This window comes from Marinomonas rhodophyticola, assembly GCF_026113935.1.
In the GTDB taxonomy this organism is placed as follows: Bacteria; Pseudomonadota; Gammaproteobacteria; order Pseudomonadales; family Marinomonadaceae; genus Marinomonas; species Marinomonas rhodophyticola.
In genome coordinates, this window is record NZ_JAPEUL010000011.1 from 423,254 (window position 1) to 449,012 (window position 25,759).

The 25,759-nt window shown below is 43.1% G+C and carries 29 protein-coding genes and 2 pseudogenes; 19 read left to right on the forward strand and 12 right to left on the reverse strand.

Annotated elements, in window-relative coordinates; genetic code table 11:
• The first annotated feature begins 22 nt into the window (after nt 1–22).
• From ONZ52_RS21700 to rpoS, 9 genes are all read left to right on the forward strand, one after another.
• Nucleotides 23–301 (forward strand): septum formation initiator family protein, encoded by a 279-nt coding sequence (locus ONZ52_RS21700; protein ID WP_111639602.1) that lies wholly within the window; start codon nt 23–25, stop codon nt 299–301.
• A complete protein-coding gene (ispD, locus tag ONZ52_RS21705; protein WP_265220708.1) occupies nt 298–1,017 on the forward strand; it encodes a 2-C-methyl-D-erythritol 4-phosphate cytidylyltransferase in 720 nt (239 codons plus the stop codon). Before ONZ52_RS21700 ends, ispD begins: the two co-directional genes overlap by 4 nt.
• Before the next feature lie 16 nt (nt 1,018–1,033).
• Nucleotides 1,034–1,570 carry a 2-C-methyl-D-erythritol 2,4-cyclodiphosphate synthase gene (ispF, locus tag ONZ52_RS21710; RefSeq protein ID WP_265220709.1) on the forward strand — a complete coding sequence of 179 codons (537 nt, stop codon included), beginning with the start codon at nt 1,034–1,036 and terminating at the stop codon, nt 1,568–1,570.
• A complete protein-coding gene (truD, locus tag ONZ52_RS21715) occupies nt 1,567–2,661 on the forward strand; it encodes a tRNA pseudouridine(13) synthase TruD (protein ID WP_265220710.1) in 1,095 nt (364 codons plus the stop codon). The genes ispF and truD overlap by 4 nt, the downstream gene beginning before the upstream one ends.
• Nucleotides 2,639–3,385, forward strand: coding sequence for a 5'/3'-nucleotidase SurE (gene surE, locus ONZ52_RS21720; protein WP_265220711.1), 747 nt, complete (start codon nt 2,639–2,641; stop codon nt 3,383–3,385). The genes truD and surE overlap by 23 nt, the downstream gene beginning before the upstream one ends.
• On the forward strand, nt 3,382–4,047 hold the full coding sequence (locus tag ONZ52_RS21725) for a protein-L-isoaspartate(D-aspartate) O-methyltransferase (protein ID WP_265220712.1): 666 nt from the start codon (nt 3,382–3,384) through the stop codon (nt 4,045–4,047). Before surE ends, ONZ52_RS21725 begins: the two co-directional genes overlap by 4 nt.
• Nucleotides 4,040–4,960: a DUF368 domain-containing protein gene (locus tag ONZ52_RS21730; protein WP_265220713.1), complete on the forward strand. Its 921-nt coding sequence runs from the start codon at nt 4,040–4,042 to the stop codon at nt 4,958–4,960. The genes ONZ52_RS21725 and ONZ52_RS21730 overlap by 8 nt, the downstream gene beginning before the upstream one ends.
• A 140-nt stretch (nt 4,961–5,100) precedes the next feature.
• Nucleotides 5,101–5,877, forward strand: coding sequence for a peptidoglycan DD-metalloendopeptidase family protein (locus ONZ52_RS21735; protein WP_265220714.1), 777 nt, complete (start codon nt 5,101–5,103; stop codon nt 5,875–5,877).
• 26 nt (nt 5,878–5,903) lie between these two features.
• A complete protein-coding gene (gene rpoS / locus ONZ52_RS21740; protein WP_265220715.1) occupies nt 5,904–6,905 on the forward strand; it encodes an RNA polymerase sigma factor RpoS in 1,002 nt (333 codons plus the stop codon).
• Between the two features lie 161 nt (nt 6,906–7,066).
• Here the strand turns inward: rpoS and ONZ52_RS21745 are convergent, their stop codons facing one another.
• Nucleotides 7,067–7,927, reverse strand: a complete 861-nt coding sequence (locus ONZ52_RS21745) for a hypothetical protein (RefSeq protein WP_265220748.1) — start codon at nt 7,925–7,927, stop codon at nt 7,067–7,069.
• A 128-nt stretch (nt 7,928–8,055) separates the two neighbouring features.
• Nucleotides 8,056–8,490: pseudogene (locus ONZ52_RS21750) on the reverse strand (AhpA/YtjB family protein); the annotation flags it as partial.
• A gap of 258 nt (nt 8,491–8,748) precedes the next feature.
• Between ONZ52_RS21750 and serB the strand changes: the two are divergent.
• Complete coding sequence (serB, locus tag ONZ52_RS21755) at nt 8,749–9,666, forward strand: phosphoserine phosphatase SerB (RefSeq protein WP_265220716.1); 918 nt, start codon at nt 8,749–8,751, stop codon at nt 9,664–9,666.
• An 82-nt stretch (nt 9,667–9,748) separates the two neighbouring features.
• Entirely contained in the window at nt 9,749–10,684 is a 936-nt protein-coding gene (locus tag ONZ52_RS21760) for a LysR family transcriptional regulator (RefSeq protein WP_265220717.1), read from the forward strand.
• 4 nt (nt 10,685–10,688) lie between these two features.
• On the opposite strand, the gene ONZ52_RS21765 is transcribed toward ONZ52_RS21760, so the two are convergent.
• The 5 genes and pseudogenes from ONZ52_RS21765 to moaA form a co-directional block, all read right to left on the reverse strand.
• Nucleotides 10,689–11,117 carry a hypothetical protein gene (locus tag ONZ52_RS21765; protein WP_265220718.1) on the reverse strand — a complete coding sequence of 143 codons (429 nt, stop codon included), beginning with the start codon at nt 11,115–11,117 and terminating at the stop codon, nt 10,689–10,691.
• Nucleotides 11,118–11,206: 89 nt separating this feature from the next.
• Nucleotides 11,207–11,437 (reverse strand): hypothetical protein, encoded by a 231-nt coding sequence (locus ONZ52_RS21770; protein WP_265220719.1) that lies wholly within the window; start codon nt 11,435–11,437, stop codon nt 11,207–11,209.
• On the reverse strand, nt 11,419–12,399 hold the full coding sequence (locus tag ONZ52_RS21775; protein WP_265220720.1) for a molybdopterin molybdotransferase MoeA: 981 nt from the start codon (nt 12,397–12,399) through the stop codon (nt 11,419–11,421). Before ONZ52_RS21775 ends, ONZ52_RS21770 begins: the two co-directional genes overlap by 19 nt.
• Nucleotides 12,400–12,404: 5 nt before the next feature.
• Nucleotides 12,405–12,944, reverse strand: coding sequence for a molybdenum cofactor biosynthesis protein B (moaB, locus tag ONZ52_RS21780; RefSeq protein ID WP_265220721.1), 540 nt, complete (start codon nt 12,942–12,944; stop codon nt 12,405–12,407).
• Between the two features lie 13 nt (nt 12,945–12,957).
• A pseudogene (moaA, locus tag ONZ52_RS21785) lies at nt 12,958–13,946 on the reverse strand (GTP 3',8-cyclase MoaA).
• Between the two features lie 179 nt (nt 13,947–14,125).
• Here moaA and ONZ52_RS21790 point away from each other — a divergent pair.
• Nucleotides 14,126–14,701: an acyl-CoA thioesterase gene (locus ONZ52_RS21790; protein WP_265220722.1), complete on the forward strand. Its 576-nt coding sequence runs from the start codon at nt 14,126–14,128 to the stop codon at nt 14,699–14,701.
• Nucleotides 14,608–14,982 carry an acyl-CoA thioesterase domain-containing protein gene (locus ONZ52_RS21795; RefSeq protein WP_265220723.1) on the forward strand — a complete coding sequence of 125 codons (375 nt, stop codon included), beginning with the start codon at nt 14,608–14,610 and terminating at the stop codon, nt 14,980–14,982. The genes ONZ52_RS21790 and ONZ52_RS21795 overlap by 94 nt, the downstream gene beginning before the upstream one ends.
• 28 nt (nt 14,983–15,010) lie before the next feature.
• Here ONZ52_RS21795 and queG read toward each other — a convergent pair whose 3' ends face one another.
• Together queG and ONZ52_RS21805 are read right to left on the reverse strand one after the other, a co-directional pair.
• Nucleotides 15,011–16,084, reverse strand: a complete 1,074-nt coding sequence (gene queG / locus ONZ52_RS21800) for a tRNA epoxyqueuosine(34) reductase QueG (RefSeq protein ID WP_265220724.1) — start codon at nt 16,082–16,084, stop codon at nt 15,011–15,013.
• 61 nt (nt 16,085–16,145) lie between these two features.
• Entirely contained in the window at nt 16,146–16,406 is a 261-nt protein-coding gene (locus ONZ52_RS21805) for a hypothetical protein (RefSeq protein WP_012069032.1), read from the reverse strand.
• A gap of 438 nt (nt 16,407–16,844) precedes the next feature.
• Here ONZ52_RS21805 and ONZ52_RS21810 point away from each other — a divergent pair, with 438 nt between their 5' ends.
• From ONZ52_RS21810 to ONZ52_RS21820, 3 genes are all read left to right on the forward strand, one after another.
• Entirely contained in the window at nt 16,845–18,557 is a 1,713-nt protein-coding gene (locus tag ONZ52_RS21810; protein WP_265220725.1) for an acetolactate synthase 3 large subunit, read from the forward strand.
• 1 nt (nt 18,558) lies between these two features.
• On the forward strand, nt 18,559–19,050 hold the full coding sequence (ilvN, locus tag ONZ52_RS21815) for an acetolactate synthase small subunit (protein ID WP_111607978.1): 492 nt from the start codon (nt 18,559–18,561) through the stop codon (nt 19,048–19,050).
• A gap of 99 nt (nt 19,051–19,149) precedes the next feature.
• The gene (locus tag ONZ52_RS21820) at nt 19,150–19,611 is read left to right on the forward strand and encodes an Lrp/AsnC family transcriptional regulator (RefSeq protein ID WP_111607977.1); all 462 of its coding nucleotides are present in this window, start codon (nt 19,150–19,152) and stop codon (nt 19,609–19,611) included.
• Here ONZ52_RS21820 and ONZ52_RS21825 read toward each other — a convergent pair.
• Nucleotides 19,608–20,489 carry a DMT family transporter gene (locus ONZ52_RS21825; protein WP_265220726.1) on the reverse strand — a complete coding sequence of 294 codons (882 nt, stop codon included), beginning with the start codon at nt 20,487–20,489 and terminating at the stop codon, nt 19,608–19,610. The genes ONZ52_RS21820 and ONZ52_RS21825 overlap by 4 nt on opposite strands.
• A 311-nt stretch (nt 20,490–20,800) precedes the next feature.
• On the opposite strand from ONZ52_RS21825, the gene ONZ52_RS21830 reads away from it, so the two are divergent.
• The gene (locus ONZ52_RS21830) at nt 20,801–21,436 is read left to right on the forward strand and encodes a LysE family translocator (RefSeq protein ID WP_265220727.1); all 636 of its coding nucleotides are present in this window, start codon (nt 20,801–20,803) and stop codon (nt 21,434–21,436) included.
• Between the two features lie 77 nt (nt 21,437–21,513).
• Here ONZ52_RS21830 and luxS read toward each other — a convergent pair whose 3' ends face one another.
• The gene (gene luxS / locus ONZ52_RS21835) at nt 21,514–22,026 is read right to left on the reverse strand and encodes an S-ribosylhomocysteine lyase (protein WP_265220728.1); all 513 of its coding nucleotides are present in this window, start codon (nt 22,024–22,026) and stop codon (nt 21,514–21,516) included.
• A gap of 64 nt (nt 22,027–22,090) precedes the next feature.
• Nucleotides 22,091–23,368 carry an L-methionine/branched-chain amino acid transporter gene (yjeH, locus tag ONZ52_RS21840; RefSeq protein ID WP_265220729.1) on the reverse strand — a complete coding sequence of 426 codons (1,278 nt, stop codon included), beginning with the start codon at nt 23,366–23,368 and terminating at the stop codon, nt 22,091–22,093.
• Between the two features lie 159 nt (nt 23,369–23,527).
• Between yjeH and ONZ52_RS21845 the strand changes: the two genes are divergently transcribed.
• Both ONZ52_RS21845 and ONZ52_RS21850 read left to right on the forward strand, forming a co-directional pair.
• Complete coding sequence (locus ONZ52_RS21845; protein WP_265220730.1) at nt 23,528–23,956, forward strand: Lrp/AsnC family transcriptional regulator; 429 nt, start codon at nt 23,528–23,530, stop codon at nt 23,954–23,956.
• A gap of 107 nt (nt 23,957–24,063) precedes the next feature.
• Nucleotides 24,064–25,725, forward strand: coding sequence for a chloride channel protein (locus ONZ52_RS21850; RefSeq protein WP_265220731.1), 1,662 nt, complete (start codon nt 24,064–24,066; stop codon nt 25,723–25,725).
• Nucleotides 25,726–25,759: the final 34 nt, after the last annotated feature.

Consider the following 25,759-nt stretch of genomic DNA (forward strand, 5'->3'; position numbering starts at 1 on the left):
TTTAAGATGTTGAGGGTGTTGTATGGCACGGTTGTTAATTTTCTTTTTTGTTTGTGCCGTTGGCTATCAATCCTATCATTTGTATTTTGGTGAGCAGGGGATTAAACGTCAGGAAGAGCTAGCAAAACAGATTGCCTATCAAGAGCGTATCAACCTACGTCTAAAACATCGAAATCAAGCATTAAGAGCACAAGTGAACGATCTACGTCTTGGTGAAGAGGCGGTAGAAGAGCATGTGCGTAGTGAGCTGCAATATATAAAAGATGGTGAAGTATTTTATCGTATGGTGAATAAAAAATGACGAAGCCACTGTGGGTTCTTATTCCTGCTGCTGGCGTTGGTCAACGTATGCAAGCGAATTGTCCAAAACAATACCTATCTCTTGCCGGACAAACTATTTTAGACCGCACCATCGAGATTTTCATATCGCATCCACTTATTGCTGGTGTGCTCGTGGGTATTGGTGAGAATGATCCTTATTGGTTAGATTCTATGTGGTATCAGCATGACTGTGTTCACAGCTTTATTGGTGGTAAAGAGCGCAGTGATACCGTACAAAAAGGTCTGCGTTATTTATTGAATAGCTTGGATGGTCTTCAGCAAGAGGTTTTGGTTCACGATGCGGCACGCCCTTTGTTAAGTCAAACGGCATTGAACCGGATCATCAATCATCACTCTGCACAAGGTGCATTATTAGCCATGCCTGCCAAAGATACCGTAAAGCGACAGATGTCAGATCGGCCCTTGGTTGATGCGACTCTAGATCGTAATGCTATCTGGTTGGCACAGACACCACAGAAGTTTCCTGCGCACGCTTTGTTAGAGGCATTAGAGAAAACACAAGCGCAAGGAATCTCAGTCACAGACGAATGTTCAGCGATGGAGAGTGTTGGTTGGCATCCTGATCTTATTATAGGAGAGAGCAGTAATATAAAAATAACGCTTCCTGAAGATTTGCTTATCGCTGAAGCACTTTTTTCTTTTCTTCTGAATTCAAACAATAGGTGCCATTCATAGCATAGGAGTAACTATCATGATGCCGTTTCGTGTAGGCCATGGTTTTGATGTACATAAATTTGGCGAGGGCGACCACATTGTCATCGGTGGTGTTTCTATCCCTTACACTCAGGGGCTGGTTGCTCATTCCGATGGTGATGTCGCATTGCATGCGTTGACCGATGCGTTGTTAGGGGCAGCGGCTCTTGGGGATATTGGAAAACATTTTCCAGATACTGACGTTGCTTTTTCAGGCGCTGATAGTCGGGTTCTGTTAAAGCGTGCTTACCAGGAAATACAGGCTCTTGGTTTTTGTGTAGGTAATGTTGATATCACTATTATTGCTGAAGCACCCAAAATGCGCCCTTACATCGATGCGATGCGAACTAATATTGCTGAAGACTTAGCCGTAGATATCAATGTTGTCAATGTGAAAGCAACGACCACGGAAAAGCTTGGTTTTACCGGTCGTAAAGAGGGTATTGCTGTTGAAGCCGTTGCGCTTATTTTTAAACAGGCTCATTTTAATCAAGCTCTTTTTAATCAAGCTCTTTTTAATCAAGGTAATGTATGAATACCGAATGGCGATATGCTTGGTCTAAGCCGACTGTCACTGGGGATTTGAAAACCCATGTGCAAGACTTTTATGTCGAAGAGCAGTTGGGTTTTGAGCCTGATGGAAGAGGGGAATTTTGCTTTGTATTTATAGAAAAGGAAGGGGTGAATACCGACTTTCTCGCAAAGCGCTTGGCGCAGATTGCTGGCATAGGTCCTGATAAGGTGACTTATAGTGGTGTGAAAGATCGTCATGCCTGTACACGTCAGTGGTTTTGTTTGCATGTTTTGAATCGCGAGCCGGATTTTTCGACCATTCAGGAAGCTTTTAGGGAGCCGGAAAGTGTTCGTGTGATTGCACAGCTACGCCATTCAAAAAAACTGCGCACTGGTACACACTTAGCGAATCGTTTTGTGATTCGACTTCGTGAGATCAATGGCGATTTGGACGAGCTAGAAGGGCGCTTACATCTGATTAAGCAGGCAGGTGTTCCTAACTATTATGGCCCCCAACGTTTTGGCATAAACGGTAATAATTTGCATAACGGCAAAGACTTTGTCTTAAAAGGGCGGCAAAGTCGCCGTAAATTATCGAAAACAGAATCCTTTTGGTTATCGGCAATTCGTTCTTGGTGTTTCAATGAGGCATTAAGTGATCAGGTGGAAAACGGTATGTGGATGCGTTTATGTGATGGTGACATTGCACAGTTTCAGCATAAGGATGAGCAATTTCGCGTAAAAGAAGTTGGCGCACTCATGCATTTAAGTGTGATGCGAGGTCACATAAGTCCTGTGTTGCCTATGATTAGTGAGGGTTGGGAGGCCGGTACAGGTGCTCAACGTGAGCAAGTCATGAAACACTCCTTGTCAGACAGTGCCGAGCTGGTGGACGCTCTGATTGCTTTTGATCTTTCCCGAGACAGCCGACTAGCGCGCCTTGTGCCTATGAACATGGCGTGGGAATTGCTTAGGGAGAGGGAAGGGAGCGCGCAATTGATCGTTGAGTTTTCTTTAACCAAGGGCTGTTTCGCCACGAGTATTTTGCGTGAAATGATAGATTTTACGGATAAATCAGCTGAGAAATACCATGAGAATTTTGATCGCCAATGATGATGGCTTAGACGCGGTTGGTATACAAACGCTGGCACAATATTTACAGCAAGAATATTCGATTCTAATCGTCGCACCAGATCGTAACCGCAGTGGGGCGAGTAATTCTCTGACCTTAACGCGTCCAGTACAGCCAGTTAAAGTTGCTGACCATCAATACCGTGTTGATGGCACGCCTACTGACTGCGTTAATCTCGCTTTATCTGGCGTGATTGATGGTGACGTTGATTTAGTGGTGTCAGGGATTAATCATGGTGCCAACTTGGGTGATGACGTTATTTATTCGGGTACCGTTGCGGCGGCGATGGAGGCTCGACATTTGGGGCGTCCTGCGTTGGCTGTTTCTTTGGTGGGGAGTCAATATTTTGATACGGCGGCAAAGGTGGTTATGCAACTCTTGAAAGATGCTCATACATTGACTTTGCCTGCAGGAATTCTATTGAATGTAAACGTTCCAGATATTCCTTATGATGAGCTTAAGGGCATACAGGTAACACGCCTTGGTTATCGTCATAAGGCGCAAGCACCTATCTCGGCTCAACACCCTCGGGGAATGCCAAGCTTTTGGATTGGTGCTTTGTCAGGCCCACATGATGAGTCTGAGGGAACCGATTTTTGTGCGATTGAGAATGGCTATGTCTCAATTACACCGATCCATACAGATATGACTTGTTATGGGGTTCAACCTCTTCTCAAAGGATGGACCGACACTGTCACGCTATGAGCTTGCATGATCTCAATTGGCTAATCTCACACCCTGAACCCAAAGCAACTCAAATGGTTAAGTATCTTAGGGAGCAGGGTATTACGCATGACGAATTATTGGCGCTGATGGGAAGCCTTCCGCGTCATGAGTTTGTCGAGCCGGCATTTTCCCATTTAGCGTATTCTGCGACCTCTCTTCCGATAGGGCGTAATCAAACCATCAGTCAGCCGCTGACCGTGGCGAGAATGACGCAATGGCTTTTGACCCACGCCCGTCTTGGTCGTGTGTTGGAAATTGGTACAGGATCAGGCTATCAAACTCGAATCTTAGCGCACTTTTTTAATAAAGTTCATACCGTCGAGCGTCAGCATTGGCTTTACTTGCAGGCAAAGCAGCGCTTGCTGTCCATGGGGGTTAAAAATGTTGAGTATTTGTTTGCTGATGGTCAAACTGGGTGGCCTCACAAAGTAGAAATGGACGCTGTGATTATTACCGCGATGGCAAGCAAAATTCCGTTAGCCTTGACGGAGTGTCTAAAACAACAAGGCATTTTAATTATGCCGATCGATCATCCTAGTCCACAAATTGGTTGTTGGCGTAAAGAGGGTGAGCGTTGGAAATGTTTGGGAACTGAACCGGCGTTTTTTGTCCCGTTATTAGAAGGATTGGAACATGCCTAAATGGCTAAAAGTGTATTTGAGTGGTTTGTTGATGGGGGCTGCGGATGTTGTTCCTGGTGTTTCTGGTGGAACCATTGCTTTTATTTTAGGGGTCTATGATCGCCTGATTGGCGCACTAAGTGGTGTTAATAGACACAGTGCAAGCATGCTGCTTAAAGGTGATTTAAAGGCATTATGGCGTCATTTTGACGGTACTTTTTTATTGACGTTGGGTTCCGGTATTGTGACCAGTATTTTTTTGCTGGCGGGCCTAATAACGCATTTGCTGGCGGAATATCCTAGTTATTTATGGAGTTTCTTTTTTGGTCTTATTTTGGCTTCGGCGTATTTTTTGATTCATCAAATTATTGGCTTTTCTTGGCGTCATTTTGTTGGGCTTATTTTAGGTGTCGCCACTGGAGCCAGCTTATCGTTGCTTGTTCCTACGCAGTTAAATACTTCGTTAGTGATGGTTTTTGCCTCTGGTATGATTGCTATTTGTGCAATGATTTTGCCTGGTATTTCGGGTAGTTTTTTACTGCTTATGATGGGGATGTACGGTTTTATTTTGTCAGCGGTGAAAAACTTGGATTTCTTGGTGATCTTTATTTTTGCTGTTGGAGCTTTGATCGGATTGTTAAGTTTTTCCAAAGTTCTACATTATTTGCTTAATCATGCCAGATCGATGACCTTGTCTTTTCTGACGGGTGTTATGCTTGGGGCACTAGTAAAGGTTTGGCCTTGGAAGGTTACGGACACTTGGACGTTGGTCGGAGATAAAAAATTGCCTTTAGAAGAGCATCTTGTTTTACCTTGGAACTTACCAAGTTTTTATTGGCCAAGTGATTTATTACTTCCTTTAGTGTTTGTTTTGATTGGGTTCTTGAGTGTGATTCTTATTTCTTACATATTTTTACCAAAATTAGACAAATAGTAATAATTCAATTTAAGCGAATATTGGGGTAAAGCACTATCCGTTGTCTTGTCTTTAAAAGTCATGATTTTTTCTTGCCTACTTGCTTGTTAAGTAGGCTTGTATTTTTTTGTCTTTTGCTGACTGGGTGCTCCTATGAAGTGTTGCATTACCCTACACAAGACAACTCAAAATTTGCGTCTAATGGTGCGAGTGTTTCTTCTATCCCGACATCAGGTGTGTACATAGTACAACGCGGTGACACCTTGTTTTCTATTGCTTTTCGGTATGGTTTGGACTATCGAGAGTTGGCAAAATTTAATCGTATTGCTGCCCCCTATACTATTTATCCAAAACAAAAAATTCGTCTAGGCGGTCTCTCAAAGTCGTCATCGGTTATCGTGAATAATGAGGAACCCAAAGCGGAAAGTATTGTCAAACAGAGAGAGCCAGTTGTTGAAACGGAGAAAACGATTCCCTCTATACCCGCTTCTGCTGACGCCATTATAGTGTCTGAAAAGTTGCCTAAAAGCGTCACTAAAGACAAAAAAGACGAGAAAATATCTGGTAATTGGGCCTGGCCAGTGGATGGTAAGGTCACTAGGGGGTTTTCAAATGCTGGCGTTAGTAGTAAAGGTATAGATATAAAAGCGGAGCAGGGAGCATTAGTAAAAGCCGCCGCCGATGGTACCGTTGTCTATGCGGGCAGTGGTCTTATCGGTTATGGTAACCTTGTTATTGTAAAGCATAATGATGTATACCTTAGTGCTTATGCTTACAACGAAAGGATTTTAGTAAAAGAACAACAAAGTGTTCGGGCTGGAGATTCCCTTGCTGTGATTGGTGGTAAAGGAAGTGACAGGCCATTATTACATTTTGAAGTTCGACGTGATGGTAGGCCGATCGATCCGCTAGATGTTTTACCTAAAATAAATTAAGCGAGATGAGCGTTTAAGGAGGGGGCATGAAGTTAGCCAATATGGATAAAGAAGTAGCTAAGATTTCGGACACTGGTGATTTTGATCTTGATACGCTTGAGGATTTTGTTGAAGATGATGAACTGATTGACGAAGAGTTTGAGTCGGCAGTCAGTGCTCGTTATGCGGAGGCAGATACGAGTCGTCACCTTGATGTGACTCAACTCTATCTAAGTGAGATTGGCTTTTCACCCTTACTGTCGGCAGAAGAAGAGGTGTATTTTGCTCGCCTTGCTCTAAAAGGTGACCCTAAAGCGCGTAAGCGCATGATAGAAAGTAATTTGCGGCTAGTCGTAAAAATATCACGTCGCTATTTGAACCGTGGGCTTTCTCTTCTTGATTTAATTGAAGAAGGGAACTTGGGGTTAATTAGAGCCGTTGAAAAATTTGATCCTGAGCGAGGCTTTCGCTTTTCTACTTATGCCACATGGTGGATACGCCAAACCATAGAGCGTGCCATTATGAATCAAACTCGAACTATTCGCCTGCCAATTCATGTTGTGAAAGAGCTTAATGTCTACTTACGAGCAGCCCGTGAGTTGACGCAAAAGTTAGACCATGAGCCAAGCGCAGAAGAAATTGCCGAAATGCTAGATTGCCCCGTTGAAGATGTGCAAAAGATGCTTGGTCTAAACGAAAAAATCAGCTCTATTGATGCGGCATTTGGCGGAGATGATAACGACAAAAGCTTGGTGGAGATTTTAGCAGATACTATTCATCAAGGCCCTGAAGCAGATCGACAAGATGGTGACGTCTTACACAGTATTGAACTGTGGCTAGATGAATTGAGTGAAAAACAGTGTGAAGTGATAACACGTCGTTTTGGTTTACGTGGTCATGAAGCCAGCACGTTAGAGCATGTGGGAGCTGAAATTGGCTTAACACGTGAAAGAGTGCGCCAAATTCAAGTGGAGGCGCTGCGCAAACTGCGCTTGATTATGGATAAAGAAGGGCTGTCACTTGATGATGTGATTCGTTTTGAGGATTAAGAGCTTTGCTGCGAAGTTTGTACGGTTTTCTGTTGTGCTGATAACTTAGGAAAGCCCTAATAAAGATAAACTGATATATAAAAGATCCGTTCTATGAAGTGTCCAATTTTATGGGGGCACTTCATAACGGGTCTTTTTTATTAAGGCTCACCGCCGTGTTTTTAATGCTCTGTGTCTGGATTGGTAATGTTAGTAATGTGCTGATGAATTTGGCGCTTATATTTGTCCGACATACCTTTTACTTCATAAGCTAAAATTTCTTTGCCATTGTCTTCTATTATTTCTGGTAATCCAGTAAATACTCTGTTCTGTATGTGAGGCAGAGTAAAAATGTCATCACTAATGATAAGCTTGTTGACGCTTTCTGATCGACTGAGTTGGTGGATACTCTCTAGTAAGGGTTCTATTTTTTCTGGTTCGAAGCTGTTCTCTTTCACCATATTGGTTATTTGTTGGTTGCCTTGGTGTAATCCTAGATGGAATGTAAGCTTCGGTGTCTCTGCATATAACTCGTTTTCTAAAAGCTTATTGATCAAACCTAAGAAAAGTTGAGCGGTACATACTGCATTGATGTATAGATTATCTTCACAGTGATGAGCGCTGAAGAGAATCACAGCGGAGTCACTGTTGTATTGATGTACTTGACCTAAGTACACTTCGCTTGCTTGAAACATAGCTCGATATACGGGTGTCAGTAAATTTGCTACTTGGAGTGGTGTCAGGTCTTTATGCCAAGTTTCTAAATTTAAGATATCAAAGTAGAGAATGCAGCTACGTTGTCTGGATTCTTCGAAAATGGCATCAAAATTGATCTCGAATTGTACTTTTGTCGCTTTTGTAAGATCTTCTTGGGGGGCTTTTTCGATTGCCTCTTTAGTCTGTGGGAGTGTCTGTATAGTTTTAACGGCATCGTAAAGCTGCCTTGCTTCTTTATAAATAGGTGAAGGTAGTGCTTTTGGCTTACGACCTTTGCTATGGGATAGCAATGCGGTCGTGGCGTCATTGATAGGGAGAAAAGCCATTTTGTTATCAGTATGATCAACAATAAGGCAATAGTGCAAGTAAAAATGGCTACCCCAATTAGTAAGTTATTGAGGTGTTGTAGGGTCGCTTGTGCTGGCGTTTTATCCAAAGTTATTAAGACATGTCCGACTATTTCATCTCTAAACTTAATGCTTGAACTGTACACACGACGTTGCTCATTAGGGCGTAAGTCTTGTTCTGTTGAAATTCGACTAGTACTGCCGCTATTAGCCTCTGCGAGTAGTTCGTCTTTTTTATTGTAAACTCGAGCACTTAAAATATTGTCATCAACGACGAGACGATTGAGTAGCACGTTTAGGCTTAACAAGTCGTTATTTAAAATGGATTGTGTGGCATTGAAAGCAGCTTGGGTGGCTAAACTACTGCCTAATACTTCCGTCTGTTGAGACAAATAATTGCCAAGTGCGTGCGTCATAGTGTACCAAAAGATACAGACGGTCAGAATCATAAGTGAAATAAAAGTAGCAACAGTGACAGTATAGGCACTGAGCTTTTTACGAATAAAAGCCGTAATAGCTTTTGTTTTTGGTTGGGTGTCCATTCACTTCCTTTAGGGGTAACTCGTAAAACAACGACTCAAGTATACACGAGACTTTTGTTCAACTATCGTAACGACCGTGACTTTGTGACGATTCAAGCAAAATAACTAATCTATCGGGTTGAGCATCACTTTTATTGCACATTAAAGTGTCTCTATACACCATAACGGCCATTTTCTAAATTCTTTAAATTAGAACAGGTGCTTAGCGAAAAGAAAACGATTTGCTATAGTAACGACCTTATCGAATGAGGAACCTTTATGTCAGCCAGTATTACTCTTATCGGGTCTTTGACCCCTGAATATCTTAATCAATTTAATGTTTGGTTGGATAAACGAGGCTTGTATGGAGTGAGCCATGTGTTAACGGAAGAGAGTGATAATGTGTCTGTGGTGCAGATACGCCTTACCTCTGAGATAACCGATAGCAACGATTTTCGAGCTGCGCTTTTGAGTTTATCAAATGAAACCGGTATTGATCATATCTACCAAGCGACGATGTTGGACATACAGGCTGGTGGTTTGGCTGTTTTTGATATGGACTCTACGTTGATTAAAGCGGAAGTCATGGATGAGTTGGCCGTTGAAGCTGGCATTGGCAAACAAATTTCCGCAATTACGGCAAGCGCAATGCGTGGTGAAATTGATTTTGTCGAAAGTTTCGTTCAGCGCTTGGCGCTGTTAAAAGGTTTGAGTAGCGATGTTATGGATGGCGTTTATAACCGCATTGAACATATGGATGGTATTTCTACGTTAATGACAGTGCTGCATCATTTTGGTTGGCATACAGCGATTTTGTCGGGTGGTTTTACTTATTTTGCTGATCGAGTTCAAGCCGAATATGGAATAGCTGAAGTGCACGCTAATGTATTAGAAATTCAGAGTCATACCTTAACGGGTAAGCATTTAGGTCCTATTGTTGACGGCGAGCGTAAAAAATTCTTGTTGACGAGCATTGCCGAAAAACAAAAGATCGACATGAAGCAGACAATTGCTTGCGGTGACGGTGCGAATGATTTGCTAATGTTGAATCACGCCGCGTTGGGCGTGGCTTTGCATGCGAAGCCTTTAGTGCGAGAGCAGGCTCCTTGCCCAATGAACAACCTTGGACTGGATGGTATTTTATATTTGTTGGGTATGACCTCCAAGGACATTCGGGCATTGCTGTCTTATAAGTAATGTAAAAGACCGCTATTGTCCCTATAAAAAGCTTGTTATGATTCGGAGTTATAATGATAACAAGCTTGGCTGAGGTGTTATTTTGTCAGAGATAAAATTGTCTGATATCGATTTAAATTTGTTGTATGTTTTTCAGGTTTTAATCGAAGAACTCAATGTCACCAAGGCGGCGACACGGCTTAATGTTTCTCAGCCAGCGGTAAGTCGCTCATTGTCACGCCTACGTGATGTGTTTGCCGATCCTTTGTTCATTCGTACTTCTCATGGTTTGTCAGCTACAGCAAAAACACAAAGTTTAGCCCCGCTTTTGGCAGATACTTTAAAAGGGTTAGAGAGCCTTATTCAGCCTAGCTTGTTTACTCCCGAAACCAGTCAACGTCGCTTTATATTATCAACGACGGATTTTGGTACCTTAACTGTGTTGCCTAAAATTCTGGATCAATTTCGTCAAAAAGCACCGAGCGCAATTTTGGATGTTAAATCTTGGAATGAAGACATGGTTGCTGAGCTTGATCAAACGAATATCGATGTTGCTGTTGCTGTGTTGTCGAAAGAGCCTCCTGCGGGGATTCGAGCTATGCGTTTAAAAAGTGATCGTATGGTGTGTTTGGCTCGTAAGGATCATCCTAGTATCCAAGGTACGCTCACTTTAGAAGGCTATGTGCAGGCCAGCCATGTTCAAGTGGTATTAGGGCGTCGAGAGTATTTTGCAGTAGATCGTGAATTGGATAAAATAGGCCACAAGCGTCACGTCGCTGTGCATTTGCCTAATTTTGTACCTGCCGCAAGAGTGGTTATGGACAGTAATTTATTACTGACAGTGCCAAGACTTTTTGCCGAAGATATGGTGGGAACCGTCTCTGAAATAGCCTTGTATGAGTTGCCTTTTGCAACGCGTGAGTTTGATTATTCGATGATTTGGCATGAGCGTTTCCAACACGATGCCGCTCATGTTTGGTTTAGGGGGCTATTAAGAAAAGCGTTTCTTGATGCTTCGGTTAGAAAGCCACAGCCATAAAGGTTTACAAATCTTTAGTTGATAAGCGCGTAGTCCATTCTTTTGTTAATACTTCCACTAGGCTGTAGCGTCTAAGCTTCATCGCCTCGTCTAAATCCGCGAAATGTTCTTCGAGATAATCGTTTAAGATTTTGTCTCTTAGTAGAATGAGTGAGCGTATTTGCTCCGCTTGTTCATAGGTGACGTCTTTGTTTGTGATAAGAGCGTGAAGCACTTCTTTGCGTGACGAAATCTCAGTTTTGTAATGGTGTTTTAAAACGTATTGGGCAAGATCTAACATCGAAGCAACAAGCAGTTGAAAGGAATGCTCGATTATCATCATGTCATCTTTTGAGTAAGCAACGGTTTTTGAGGCTTTCCTGAAAGCATCGAGCCGTTTGATCATCGCATGTTGATGTTCATAGAGAGATTGTTCCCACTCAATGTTACGCATATTAATTCGCCTTATAACGAGAAAAAGTAGCACTCTAATCTTGCCGAGCACTACTTTCAGTTTAGATGAGTTCTATGGAAACAGGAAAGTCAGAAACCAGAGAAAGGATAAAAAGAATAAGAATGGCCGTATTCGATTTGCGTATTTGCTTTGACGTGCAGATAGCCTTGGCTCTGGCAAGCCGCTAACAAGGCGCCAGAACTTTGTTGAGGGTGCGCATAAGCAAGACCATCTTGACCGATAGATACTCGTAGGAATTCGTCACGCGTGATTGTTTTTGATCGGTTGAAGCCCGCATCAATTAGGTAAGATTGTGGCAATTGTACTTTCTGACCAGAGCAAATAGACAGTAAAAGGCGTGCGAACCAATGATAGGTGACCAGCGTGGAGCTTGGGTTACCGGTAAGCCAAGAAAGGGAGTGCCTTGAAGAGTGGCATGAACAAGGGGTTTTCCCGGTTTGATGGCGATCTTCCATAAATGTACGGTTCCCCGTTTTTCTAAGACACTTTTCACATGATCTTCTTCGCCAACAGAAACCCCACCAGAAGATAAAATGACATCGCAAGATTCAAGGAGTATTTGCAATGCGTCTTCTGTGTCTTTTGGGGTGTCAGCGGCATGAATACAGTGACTCACTAGATAACCTGCCTGAGTGACAAGTGCGCTCAGCATAGGACCATTTGAGTTATAGATCTGCCCAGCTTGTAATGTTTCACCTGGTGCGATCAGCTCATCGCCAGTGGTGAGTATGCCCACGCGCAATTGCTTGTAAACCGTGATGTCAGTTATGCCTAAACTGGATAAAAGGCCAATGTGCATTGCTGAAAGTGTCTCACCAGCTTGCACAACGGTTTGGCCTGTTTGCATATCCTGTCCTTTTGGGCGAATGTTTTCACCTTGCCTAGGCTGTTCATTAAAAGCCACTTTTTCGCCCATGATTTGGGCGTTTTCTTGCATAATCACAGTATCTGCGCCAGCTGGGATATTTGCCCCTGTAAAAATACGGGCGCAGGTGCCTGGCATCAAAGGCTGAGGAGCGTGCCCAGCTGCTATGCGCTGACTGATGCTGAATTGTTTTCCGGCTTGCCAATCGGCTGTGGCGAGCGCGTAGCCATCCATGGCACTGTTGGCATTAGGTGGCACGCAAATGCTTGCCACAACATCGGTTGCAAGGATGCGACCTACCGAGCTTGCTAGGGGGATTATTTGTTGTCCTACACGTACATTGGCACTCTGTTTGATTGCCTCTAAAGCTTCTTCAAAGGCGAGTAAAGTAGACATAAGTGTTAGGCCTCGTGCTGATGAGTGGTATCTGGGCCGATCAACATACTGACAAAATTGCAAGGACGATGTGAAGCGTTGAGTTGCTCGGCTAAAATACCATCCCATGCGGTTTTACAAGCCCCAGTTGAGCCTGGTAAGCAAAAAATAAGTGTTTGGTTGGCTAATCCCGCAATAGCACGAGATTGGATGGTTGATGTACCTATTTCTGTGTAAGAAATATGTCGAAATAGTTCCCCAAAGCCTTCGATGGTTTTATCAAATAGCGGTGTCATTGCTTCTGGTGTGCTGTCTCGAGAATAAAACCCTGTACCACCAGTGATGAGTACGACATGAGTTTCCTTGTCGGCGATCCAGTTGGAAACAACAGCGCGCATTTGGTAAACATCGTCTTTGACCAGCTTTCTTTCATTGAGTTTATGACCCGCTTGAGTCAGCCGTTCTATCAAGGCATCCCCTGATGTGTCTTCGGCAATGGATCGAGTGTCGGATACGGTTAGAACGCTGATATTGAGTGGGCGAAAAGGAGTCGGTGTTTTTGCCATAAGAATTCCTTAGTTAGCCTCCGGTTGCGCTCATGAAACGCAAGATTTGCGGGGCTTCAGCGAGGTTAAAATGATGTTTTTGAGGTTTGAGTGCAAGCGCTTCAATAATAGCGCTTTCCAATGATATTGAGTCTGTTGATGTGTTTCGAATGACACTTTTAAGTCTTTTGAGTGCTCATTGCCTAGGCAGAGTAATAAACGACCTTCAGCGGTTAACCTAACACGATTACAGGTATCACAAAAGTTATGGCTATGAGGGGAAATAACGCCAATTTTATGCTCGTAACCTGCTACCTGATAATAGCGTGTTGGACCACTGCTGGTCACTGAGCTGGGGGTTAATTCATAATGACGCCCTAGGGTTCTAATGACCTCATCACTAGATAAATAGGTGGCTGCACGATTATGGTCGGTGATTATTCCAAGCGGCATCTCTTCAATGAAACTGATGTCCATTTTGCGATCTAAGGCAAATTGTGCAAGATCAAAAAGTTCATCATCGTTATGATTCTTGAGCATGACGCTGTTAATTTTTAGGCGTTTAAAAGGCAGTTTGCTGGCGGTGTCGATACCGTCGATTACTTGTTGAAATTTGTCTCTGCGAGTCAAGGCGTAAAAGCGATCTGCTTTTAGTGTGTCGAGACTGATGTTAATGCGTGAGACGCCAGCGTTGAGCAAGGTTTGCGCCATTTTATAAAGTTGTGAACCGTTTGTGGTAATGGTCAGTTCTTCTAGTCCGTTCGTATTGGCTATTTGCTCAATGGCCCAGAGAATATTTTTGCGCACCAAAGGTTCACCACCTGTGATACGAATGCGCTTGGTGCCCATTGCTATAAAGGTTTTTGCTACATAAACGATCTCTTCTAAAGACAATATGTGATCTCTAGGCATAAAAGTGACGTCTTCGTCCATGCAATAGGTGCAACGAAAATCGCATCGGTCAGTGACCGAAATACGTAGGTAATCTATTTTTCGACCAAATGGATCGATTAGAGCGGACATGGACAAAATACCTCACAATCTAGGTGTCCATCAAAGCAAAAAAATGTCACTTTAGCAAAGTGAGACAAAAGATTTTGATCAGATTCTTAGTATTACTGTATTTTGTGCAGATTTTCTGTTCAGACTGTCGCAAAAAAGACGGCATAATAGAAAGTAGTATATTAAGTAGGAGGGACGTTGTGAATCAAGTTGTGAATAATCTAATCGGTTTATTAAAACTAGAGCGTGTTTCCGCCACTCAATTTATTGGTCGTAGTCAGGATATTGGTTTTCCGAAACTATTTGGTGGGCAAGTTATTGGTCAAGGTCTAAGCGCGGCAACTCAAACCGTAGAGGGACGTTTTCCACATTCACTGCACTGTTATTTTCTAAGGCCGGGAGATTCCGCTCACCCTATCGAATATGACGTTGAGGTGATTAGAGATGGCGGAAGTTTCAGTGTTCGGCGGGTAATTGCTTCGCAGTTTGGTAAAAGTATTTTAGCGATGACGGTGTCGTTTCACATCACCGAAGAAGGGTTAGACCATCAGGATGCCATGCCCAATGTTCCGGTCCTGAATCCTTTCAGTCTGAGCTGTCACTTTATCGAGAGCATGCAGATGAAATTCCATCAAAAGTGCGAGATTTGTTTACGGCAGACCGACCTATTGAATATCGAATCGTGGAAAATCAGAATCCATTTCGTCCGCGTCCAGGTATTGCGAAACGTCATATGTGGATTCGTAGTGTGTCTGCTTTACCCGATGAAGCATTAGTTCATCAGTCTATGCTGGCGTATACAACAGATTATGGTTTTATCGAAACCGCCTTGATGCCGCATGGTATTTCAATTGGTAGTCCTTACCTAACGGTTGCTAGTTTAGATCATGCTATTTGGTTTCATCGTCCATTTAGATTGGATGAATGGCTACTGTATGTAGCGGACTCCCCGTCGGCGAATGCGGCTCGCGGCTTTGTTCGTGGGCAAATTTTTAATCAAAAGGGCGAGTTGGTGGCCTCTACTGCTCAAGAAGGTTTGCTGCGTTACTCACGTTAATTGTCAATCAGCAAACACTATTTATGTATCAAAGGTCGTGCTGCGTTAATGCCCATAGAATGTGCTCTTTCACTAACTCAGAGGAGTGAGGGAGTGCATTTTTTAATGTTTGTATGGTGGTTTGGTTAGTAGGTGCATTACCAAGCGCGACAGCAATGTTTCTACGCCAGTTTTCAAAACCAGTTCGACGAATAGGGGAGCCTTCGGTATTTTTCAAGAAGGCCTCTTCGTCCCACTCAAATAATTCAACTAGATCTGCTGAATCCAGATTGTGTCTAGGTTGGAAATCCTCTTCTTCGGTGTATTTTGCGAACTTGGTCCAAGGGCAAACTAGCTGACAATCATCACAGCCGAAAATCCGATTGCCCATTTTACTGCGTAGTTCTTCTGGAATGGCGCCTTTATGTTCAATGGTGAGATAAGAAATGCACTTTCCCGCATCCAGAACCCAAGGCTCAACAAAGGCATCAGTTGGACACTGAGTTAGGCAGGCGGTACAGCTTCCGCAATGTCTTGTTTCAGTAGGTTTGTCGACAGGAAGTGGTAAGTTAGTAAATATTTCACCGAGCAAAAACCAGCTGCCGGCTTTAGGGGTCAGTAATAAGGTGTTTTTGCCAACCCAGCCCATGCCGGCTTGCTCGGCAATTTGTCTTTCTAAGATAGGGGCGCTATCGACAAACGCTCTATAGCCATGATCGCCGACTTTTTGCTCTATTTTCTTGGCTAATTGAGTAAGGCGTTTGCGAATTAATTTATGGTAGTCACGGCCCAAGGCATAGCGAGCGATATAGGCTTTGTCTTTGGTTTGCAGTCGTTTTACGGTTTCGACTGATTGGGGAAGATAGTGCATGCGAAGGGAAATAACACGACGAGTTCCCGGATGCAATTGTTCCGGATAAAAGCGCATGTCGCCATGATTGGCAAGATAGTCCATACCTGCATGGTATTTGTTATTAAGCCATTCGTTAAATTCGTCTTTGTATTGTGCAAGGTCTGGCTCAACAATACGAGCTTCAGCAAAGCCCAATTCAATTGCCCATGATTTGATGTCATCAGCAAGTTGGTTTAATTCTTCTGGGCTGGATAAAAACGAAGGAAGCAAGTGAGTACCGAAACATTAGACGCTAGGCTAGAAACTCCACCTAGCGTGAAAAAACAAAAAACTAGTAAAGCTGAGAGTCGCCTTTCACCACATCCATCAATAGTTTGATGAATTTACGATCAGCTTCTGTGTGTTCTTCTTGGATTTTTATGGTGGTTTGGTTTGAGACTTCTTCCGCAATGCGTTGGTACGCATTTGGCTGGTTGATATTTTCTTTGGCGATACGGACTAATTCTCCAGCGAGTTCTGGATCCATAAGCATCTTACGAAAACAGCGCAAAAATTCATCAATAACTCGTTGTTGGTTAAGCTCATTAGCCATGGTAGAACTCCTAATCAATTTATGCTGCTATGACACCATGAAGCGTGGGTTAGAGCAAGTTTTTATACACTTTGTGTTGACAAATCTAGGGCATAAAGACAGAATCAAATGCTATATTATTCGACGACACCCTGTCGATGACGTCTTTCTTTGGGCCACTAGCCCATCTCAATCAGATTTTGTCTGATAAGCACAAGTGTAACATGACGCAATACTGTCATCTTGCACTTCTCCTCGCGAAAAAACGCGGACAGTGTAAAAACTGCGATTTCTTGCGTTTGAGTGTTTGTTACTTTTATATAAGCACCTCTTATTTTTAAAAGTTACCTCAGTTAGTTTAGCAAACATCGTTTTATCAACTTTAATCTGTTCGTCTTATGCGGTTACAATAGCCACACTAAAATTAAAAGACAGATACATACTATAGAGGGTAACAAGGTGGAGTTATTATCCGGTGGTGAAATGATCGCCCGCTTCCTCAAAGATGAGGGAGTTGAGTATATCTATGGTTATCCAGGTGGAGCCGCACTTCATATTTACGATGCCTTGCATCGTCAGTCTGACGTAAAGCATATTCTGGTTAGGCATGAACAAGCGGCAACGCACATGGCGGATGGTTATGCGCGTGCCACGGGCAAGGCCGGTACGGTTCTTGTCACCTCTGGTCCAGGAGCCACCAATACGGTAACAGGTATTGCGACGGCTTATATGGACTCTATTCCCATGGTCGTTATTTGTGGTCAGGTAATGAGTTACTTGATCGGCGAAGATGCGTTTCAGGAAACTGATATGATTGGCGTGTCACGTCCAATTGTGAAGCACAGCTTTACAGTGAAGCATCCTTCTGAAATTCCTATGATCATGAAAAAGGCCTATCACATTGCCAGCACTGGTCGTCCTGGCCCTGTTGTCATTGATGTGCCAAAAGACATGACCATGCCTGGTGATAAGTACGAATACAAATACCCAGAGTCGGTTTCTATTCGTTCTTATACTCCACCAACAAAAGGACATAGTGGTCAGATTAAAAAGGCCGTTGATTTGTTGTTGGCTGCCAAGCGCCCAATTATTTATGCTGGCGGCGGCGTTATTATGGGCGGAGCATCCGATTTACTGGTAAAACTGGCTAAGTCTTTGAACGTGCCTGTTACTAACACGCTGATGGGCTTGGGTGGCTACCCAGGAACAGACAAGCAGTTTGTCGGTATGTTAGGCATGCATGGTGCGTATGAAGCGAATATGACCATGCATCATAGTGATGTGATTCTCGCGGTTGGCGCACGTTTTGATGATCGCGTAACCAATGATCCAGATAAATTTTGCCCAGGGGCAAAAATTATCCATATTGATATTGATCCTGCGGCCATTTCTAAAACGATTCGTGCAGATGTGCCTATTGTAGGGCCAGTCAGTCAAGTGTTGGAAGAAATGCTGTCTTTAGTGGAAGGCCAAAGTTCAAATACCGAAGCCCTAGTTGGTTGGTGGAAACAAATCAATGAGTGGCGTTTGGTGCATGGTGGTCGTTATGACACCAATGGCGATAAAATTAAACCTCAAGCCGCAATTGAAGCATGTTGGCGTGCAACAAAAGGTGATGCTTTTGTTGCATCTGACGTAGGTCAGCATCAAATGTTCGCTGCTCAGTACTATAAATTTGACAAGCCAAACCGTTGGGTAAATTCCGGTGGTCTAGGCACGATGGGATTTGGTCTTCCGGCGGCGATGGGTGTAAAAATGAGTTTCCCTGCGGAGACAGTTGTCTGTGTGACAGGTGAAGGCAGTATTCAGATGAATATTCAAGAGCTTTCGACTTGTCTGCAATACGGTTTGCCAGTGAAAATCTTGTGCTTGAATAATGGTTATTTGGGCATGGTTCGCCAATGGCAGGACATGAACTACGAAGGTCGCTATTCAAATTCGTACATGGATTCATTGCCTGATTTCAAAATACTGATGGACGCTTATCGTCATAAGTATGTGGAAATTCGTACTAAAGATGAACTCGATGCCAAGATGGAAGAAGCGTTTGCGATGACAGATCAGTTGGTCTTCATTAATTGTTACGTGGATCCAGAAGAGCATGTATATCCTATGCAAGTGCCTCGTGGTTCTATGCGGGATATGTTCTTGAGCAAGACGGAGCGTACCTAATATGAGACATATTATTTCTGTACTAATGGAAAACGAGCCGGGTGCTTTGTCGCGTGTCGTTGGTTTGTTCTCGCAGCGTAACTTTAACATCGAGTCATTGAACGTGGCGGCAACAGACGATCCTACTTTGTCTCGTCTTACACTGACGACATTTGGGTCTGATCAGGTTGTAGAGCAGATTACTAAACAGCTGAACAAGTTGATTGATGTCGTGAAGCTTGTGGACTTGACCGAAGGTCAACACATTGAGCGTGAGTTGATGTTGGTTAAAGTGCGTGCAACGGGTGCTCAGCGTGCGGAAGTAAAACGCACTGTTGATATTTTCCGAGGCAATATCATTGATATGACGCCTTCTATTTACACGATTCAAATCGTAGGTGAGTCAGATAAACTGGATGGGTTCTTGCAAGCATTAGGCGGTGCTCATTTGCTTGAAGTAGTTCGTACTGGTGTGTCTGGTATTGCTCGTGGTGAAAAGACACTGTCTTTGTAATCGCCTACTACTTTTGTAGTCGTCTCATTGAAAGATTGAAAAAGCCGCGCTTGTACGCGGCTTTTTTTCGCGTAAATGTCAAATATTAAAGAGAGTTAAATGGATAAGACGAATTGGAAATTGCTTAAACTGTTGGAGCAGAATGGTCGTTTAACTTATGCGGAACTGGGTAAGTTAGTACATCTGACTGCACCTGCGGTCGCTGAGCGAGTTCGAAAGTTAGAAGAGTCTGGTGTCATTACTGGCTACGGTGCAAAAATTAACCTAGAAAAAGTCGGAATTCCCATTACTGCGTTGGTGGAGTGTCAGGTTTACCGAACCAAAGAGCGGGAGTTTAAAGCGTTAGTGCTCAGTTTGGATGAAGTGATTTCTTGCCATAATGTGACAGGGCCTTACGCTTTTGTGCTTCGAGTTGCCGTTCGTTCTATGTCTTTATTGGATGAGTTGTTAGAACGTTTAATTGATTTAAGTGACACCAATACCATGATGGTGCTTTCAACCCCAGTTTCACGAGAAATGCCGGTGAATATTGAAAAAGGAGTTGAAGCTGATATTAATTAGGGTTGTTGGGCAAGCTCGATAGGTGTTTTTGTCTGACGTGGCCATTGGCTAATAATCATCCCCGTCATAATAAAACCACAACCTACCAAAGCGCGAGTAGAAAGAACTTCCTCCATAAATATCCAACCACCCAATACGGCAAATACCGCCTCAGATGAGAGAATAAGAGCACTGATACTAGGTGACACATTTTTTTGTCCCAACGTTTGTAATGTAAATGCAATACCAGATGAAGCGACGCCAGCATAGACTAGGGGCCACCAAGCCATTTTAATGCCCTCAAGCGTTGGTGTTTCTAATGCGAAAGCGGTGATAGAGGCTAATATTGTTGCTACGAAGAACTGAACGATAGAAAGTGGCAACGCGGATACATATCGAGATAAATAGCCAATCAGCAACACATGTCCTGTCCAAAAAAACGTACCTAATAGTTCTATTGCATCGCCTTTGTTGATGGATAGGTTTGGCCCAACGGTTAGGCTGTAAAGACCAATTAGTGCTAGACCAACTCCAATCCAGGTATGTCTTTCAGTTTTATGACCGAGTATAAGTCCCAGTATCGGCACGAACACAATGTACATGCTAGTGATGAAACCTGCGTTACCTGCAGTTGTATATTGCAAACCTATTTGTTGGCACGTAAAGCCCAAAAACAAACAATTTCCCGCCGCTAGGCCACCTAGCCATAACTTAGAATTATTTTGAGATTGCTTGGGTTTAAAAATAAACAATAAAGGTAAGAGTGATAGCGTTGCTAATAGAAAACGCATAGCGTTAAAGCTATGTGGTCCAAGGCTTTCCATGCCAACGCTTTGGGCGACAAAGGCAAAACCCCAAATGGCGGCGGTGGCCCATAAAAAAATATGTGCGATTGACATAGCTAATCCCTAATTATTGTTAACTGAATGGCAATTTTACTGAGTGAGGGTAGGTTTCCACAGATGAAAGAAAAAGTTATTCGAGCGTTTGGCTTTGGATAAAAAAGTAAATTTAAGGTTTTACTTTTGCAATACAGAATTCTAACTAATTGATTTTTAAACCTCTTAATATGTTCATTTTTGTATTACCGAAAAGGTTAAAAAATAGGCTGACAGGTGAATGGTTTGGCTGTAGAGTTGCGCCAAAATTTAAAACTTACAGTGATTTCTAATTAGATCGATCTAACACACTATTGAGAGAAACAAGTGCTATGACATTTAGTGTTTGGTTGGCAACGGCGCCGTTGCTAATGTTGTTGTCTTTGGGGCCAGGCCCAAATAATTTTACTGCGATGCACAATGGGATTCAGGTTGGTGCGACAAACGCGGTAATTGCTGTGGTAGGTCGAAATCTTGCTTTTAGCATCTTGATGTTAATTTCAGCACTGGGTTTGGGGGCTATTATTGTCTCATCCATTTTCTGGTTTAGTGTTATTAAATGGTTTGGTGTTGCTTATTTGTTTTATATAGGCATTAAAACATGGCGTAGTGCGGCAATTGTACTTGAAGAACATGAAAGCGAGTTGGGGACCAAGGCAAAACGTGGCCATATAGCGCGAATGCGTCAAGAGTTTTTAGTGGCGATTGGCAATCCTAAAGCCGTATTGCTATTTACTGCTATTTTTCCGCAGCTACTTGATCTTAGTCAGCCAGTACCTATGCAGTTTTTTTGGATGGGATTAACCTTTTGCTTCACTGAGTTTATTGCCGCGTATGTTTACGCGATGAGTGGTAAGCAAATTCGTCGTTTGATTCGCAGTCCTAAAGGCATGAAAAACCTCAACCGCGGTATGGGCAGTGTGTTTGTTTTAGCGAGTGCGTTTTTAGCAACCGCAACACGTTCCTAAATAAGTGTGAAGTGTTGAAATTAAATAAAAAGGTGACACTTGGTCACCTTTTTGCGCTCTAGCTTAAATAATTTTTCTTAGCTGTGTGCTTTTAAGAACTCTTCACTTAGGTACAGTTCTTCGTTGCTGTTTACTTTCACGTCACGGCTTAGAATCATTTTCGCAATGTCTTGCGCTTCTTCTAGTGAATGCATTTCATAGGTACCACACTGATACTCGTTCAGTTCAGGAATATCTGCTTTGGATTTTACCTTTAATACGTCTTCCATGGCGGCTTTCCAGGAAGCGGCGACAACATCTTCTGACGGTGTGCCGATTAAGCTCATGTAGAAACCAGTTCGACATCCCATTGGTGAAATGTCGATAATTTCAACACTGTCGCTGTTTAAGTGATCACGCATGAAGCCTGCAAACAAATGCTCCAATGTGTGAATGCCTTTCTCAGAAAGGATCTCTTCATTTGGCACGCAGAAGCGTAAATCAAATACGGTGATGTCATCGCCTTTAGGTGTTGACATGGATTTGGCAACACGTACTGCAGGTGCGTCCATACGAGTGTGGTCAACACGGAAGCTGTCTAATAATGGCATAAAATCTCTCCTACTGAACTCAACGAAATCATCGTTGTTTTATAAATGGTGATATCAATGATCATTATTGTACATGAAGTTTCGAATCTTTGATTGGGCTTTTTGGCGACCTTAAATATTCGTAGCTGAGCGCTAAACAAAAAGCGATAACAGCAAAGAGCATGCTTTGTCCGATGAATAAGACCATAAAGCCGCAGCTTATTAAGGCTATAAGGGCCAATAGTTGTGTGGCACGATTTACCAACTTAAATGCTGCAATGCAGGTCAGAGCGTAAATGAGTAAAAAGCTGCCGTTTGTCATTTCAATGAACCATGACATCTTCCAGCCTGAAAGCTCTGAAAACAGAATAGAAGATAGGGTGATTACGCCAACAAGAAAAACCGCCTTTTCCGGTGCGCCGTTTCTATTAAGGCTCATAAATAGTTTAGGTAATGCGCCTTGTAGTGCCATGGATTGCACCATACGGGAGAAGCCTAAAATATAAATAGCGACGTTGGCAAAAGCAATAATATAAGCGCCAACAGCAAAGAATCGACTGCTGGTTTCGCCCATGAGTTTGCTGACTAACAATGCCAGTGATTGGCTATTAGTGACTTCGTCTCCATAAGTATGGTGCCAAGCGATCAAGAGTACCAAGCTTAGATAAGCTAAAATAACGATAGTAATGCCACCTAGCAAGGCAATCGGAAAGTCGCGTGTTGGATTTTTGAACTCGGCACCCATATGGGCCATCACTTCTATTCCTAAGAAGCACCAAAAAATTACCCCTGTGGCGTACAGGGTCTGTTGCCACTGAGATGGTGTAGAAGGTGTTTCAATGACTTGACGACTGTCTTGGATGTTGCCAATGAAGCAAAGCCATAGAATAGAAGCTATCATGACAATCACGATACCCGTTTGAAAACGTGCTGATGTTTGCATTCCCACAACAGCGAAGAAAAGCATACCAGCAAGTGTTAGTAGGCTAAAAAATAGAATCCATTGATCCGATGTTTTAAATATGATGGTCAGGTATGCGGCAGCGACTTTAATCGCTACGGCTGGGCCGACGAATAAAATGCTGAGGAATAACCAGCCGACAGCTTTCTCGTATTTTGAGCCAAATGCTCGACCTATGTAATGAGATGCACCGCCAGCAGAAGGGTATTTTGCACCAAGTAGCGCAAATATAAAGGCGATGGGGATGATCATGCCAGCGGTAATAAGCCAAGCATAAAACGCAAAGGAACCAGCCTGTGCAACAGACATGGCGGGTAAAATCATCAGTCCAGTACCTATGAAAGTGGTGACAGTCATCGCTATGCCTTGTAGTGGGCCGAGAGTTTTTTTGTATTGAGTCATTTGTTTGCCTGTACTTGTTAAATTCAGTGGCTGTTTTTTATTGTCGCTAAGGATAAAATAGCCGGATGAATAATACGCTATACAAGTTGACCCTATTAGGGCGCATTTTGCCGGAAAAACGGTCAGTTTGAGTGGCACATCACAAGAGAGGAATACTGAGTGGCGGATCACTATGATCAGAAAATATTGGCTTTGCTCGTGGGGGATGCCCGACTGTCTGTTTCAGATATAAGTCGACAGGTAAATTTGTCCCGCTCCGCTGTTACCGAGCGAATTCGCCGTATGGAAGAAAATCGTACTATCACTGGATACCACGCGCATACCTCTGTTTCAAAAGAAGATGGCGTGACGGCCTATTTAGCGCTTACTTTTAGACCGCTCTCTTGTGATCTTGTTCAGCCCTTGATTAATGCCATACCTGAAGTAAAGCTTGCTCATTCTATTAGTGGTGATTTGGATTTATTGCTCTTGGTTCAGGCCAGTTCTATGGCGCGCTTGCATGCCATTCGAAGTGAAATGGACAGTTGGCCAAATCTACATAAAATTGTAACGCACATGTGCTTAGCAAAGCGTGTAGATCGATGGTGAAGGTGTTTAATTGTCTTTCTGTATAAAAATGAGGTGTCGATCTGATAGCTTGGAAGCTTAAAGAAAAATGGTCTATTAAAGCGAGATCTTACGATGATTTACTGACATTGTCGCTCCTAGGTGCATTATGTGGATTATTCAGTGGCTTAGTGATGGTCTTTTTCTATGCTGTCATTTATTTGCCTACTCGCTATTTTTTGGGGGCAGATTTTGATGCATTTGAGATTTTACCTGTAGAGTGGCGGATTGCTTTAGTCATCATTTCTTGTACTGCCCTAGCGAGCCTCTTGACACTCCTTCCCGCTCGTTATCACAAGGTTGGCGTACCTTATGTTATCGAAAGACTGAATTATCATGGTGGTAATTTGCCTATTGGGAATGGTGTTGTGCAGTTTTTTTCTGCAGTCATTGCCTTAATAGGAGGACTTTCTATTGGTAAAGAGGGACCTGCGGTACATTTGGGCGCAACCATGGGAGGCTTTCTAGCAGCAAAGGCTAAGCTTCCCCAATATGGGGTTGAGACGCTGTTGGCTTGTGGTGTTGCTGGTGCCATCTCGGCCATATTTCAAACACCCTTGGCTGGTGTGTTGTTTGCTTTTGAAGTGATTTTTTTGGAATATCGTCAGCGTTATGTATTGCCAGTTTTGCTGTCTTCTGTGGTTGCGACTCTGATTAGTCATTATGTTATTGGGCCTTTGAATATATTCAGTATTGGGGATATTTCGTCAGTTGTATTTTCGGCCGATCTTTTTGTGGCATGTTTTATTTTGGTTGTCTTTATCGTGCTGTTGTCGGCTTTATTTCTCCATGCGCAAAAAGTCTTGTGGCACCTGAGTGGTTTTTCTGTCTGGTTGCGCTTTTTTATCGTGGCTATTGCGACGTCTTTTGCGGCGGTTTATTTGCCAGAAGCACTGGGCAGTGGCTACAGCTCGCTGAGTCATTCAATATCGGGTGATTTGTTGGTTTATTCTCTGCTCCTGTTAATAGTTGTGAAAACCCTATTAACGGCATTGACCATTGGGTTGGGAATACCGGGTGGTATGATAGGTCCAACCTTTATTATTGGGGGGCTGGCTGGTGCTCAAGTTGCTTTAATGTTTGATCATGGGGCGGTTGATATCGCTTTGTTTGCCTTGCTTGGAATGGCTGCAATGATGGCCGCTTGTTTTCAAGCTCCGCTGACGGCATTGGTCGCTATTATTGAAATGACTCACTCCTCTGAGGCAATTGTTCCGGCTTTATTTGTGATTGTGTTAGCCTGCTTATTAATGCGTGTATTCTTTCACCAAGAGTCAGTTTTTGCTGAGCGTCTAAGTTACATGGGGATGTCTTCTAATATTAGTCCCTTTCAACGCTATTTACGTCATCACACCGTTAAGCCAGTGGCTGAAGACGTTTTGGTATTACCTGCCAGTGTTCCTCTTGAGCAAGTAAAGGATTTGGCATCAAGTATGGTAGACTACGCTGTATTTGAAGCTGGTGGTCAGTGGCGGCTTGTCCGTCGCGTCGCTTTGTTAGACGCATTACAAACGTTAGACTCTGGACCTCAATCGTGGTTAGTTTTTCAGGATGAAAAGGTGTCGATGAACTTATCATTGGCTTTAGAATCTACTTGTATTCCTTTAATAGATGAGCCTCCCTCATTGGAGGCAATGTTGAGTTGGTTTCAAAAAACAGGGCTGTCTGAAGTGTTGGTGTCCTTGTCTATGTCTTCTTTTAGTCTGGTTGCAAGACACCGGCTTGATCAATTTTTGTTAAAAAGTGATTAAAAAATTACCTCGTTAACGTTAGTCTAATGCTTTT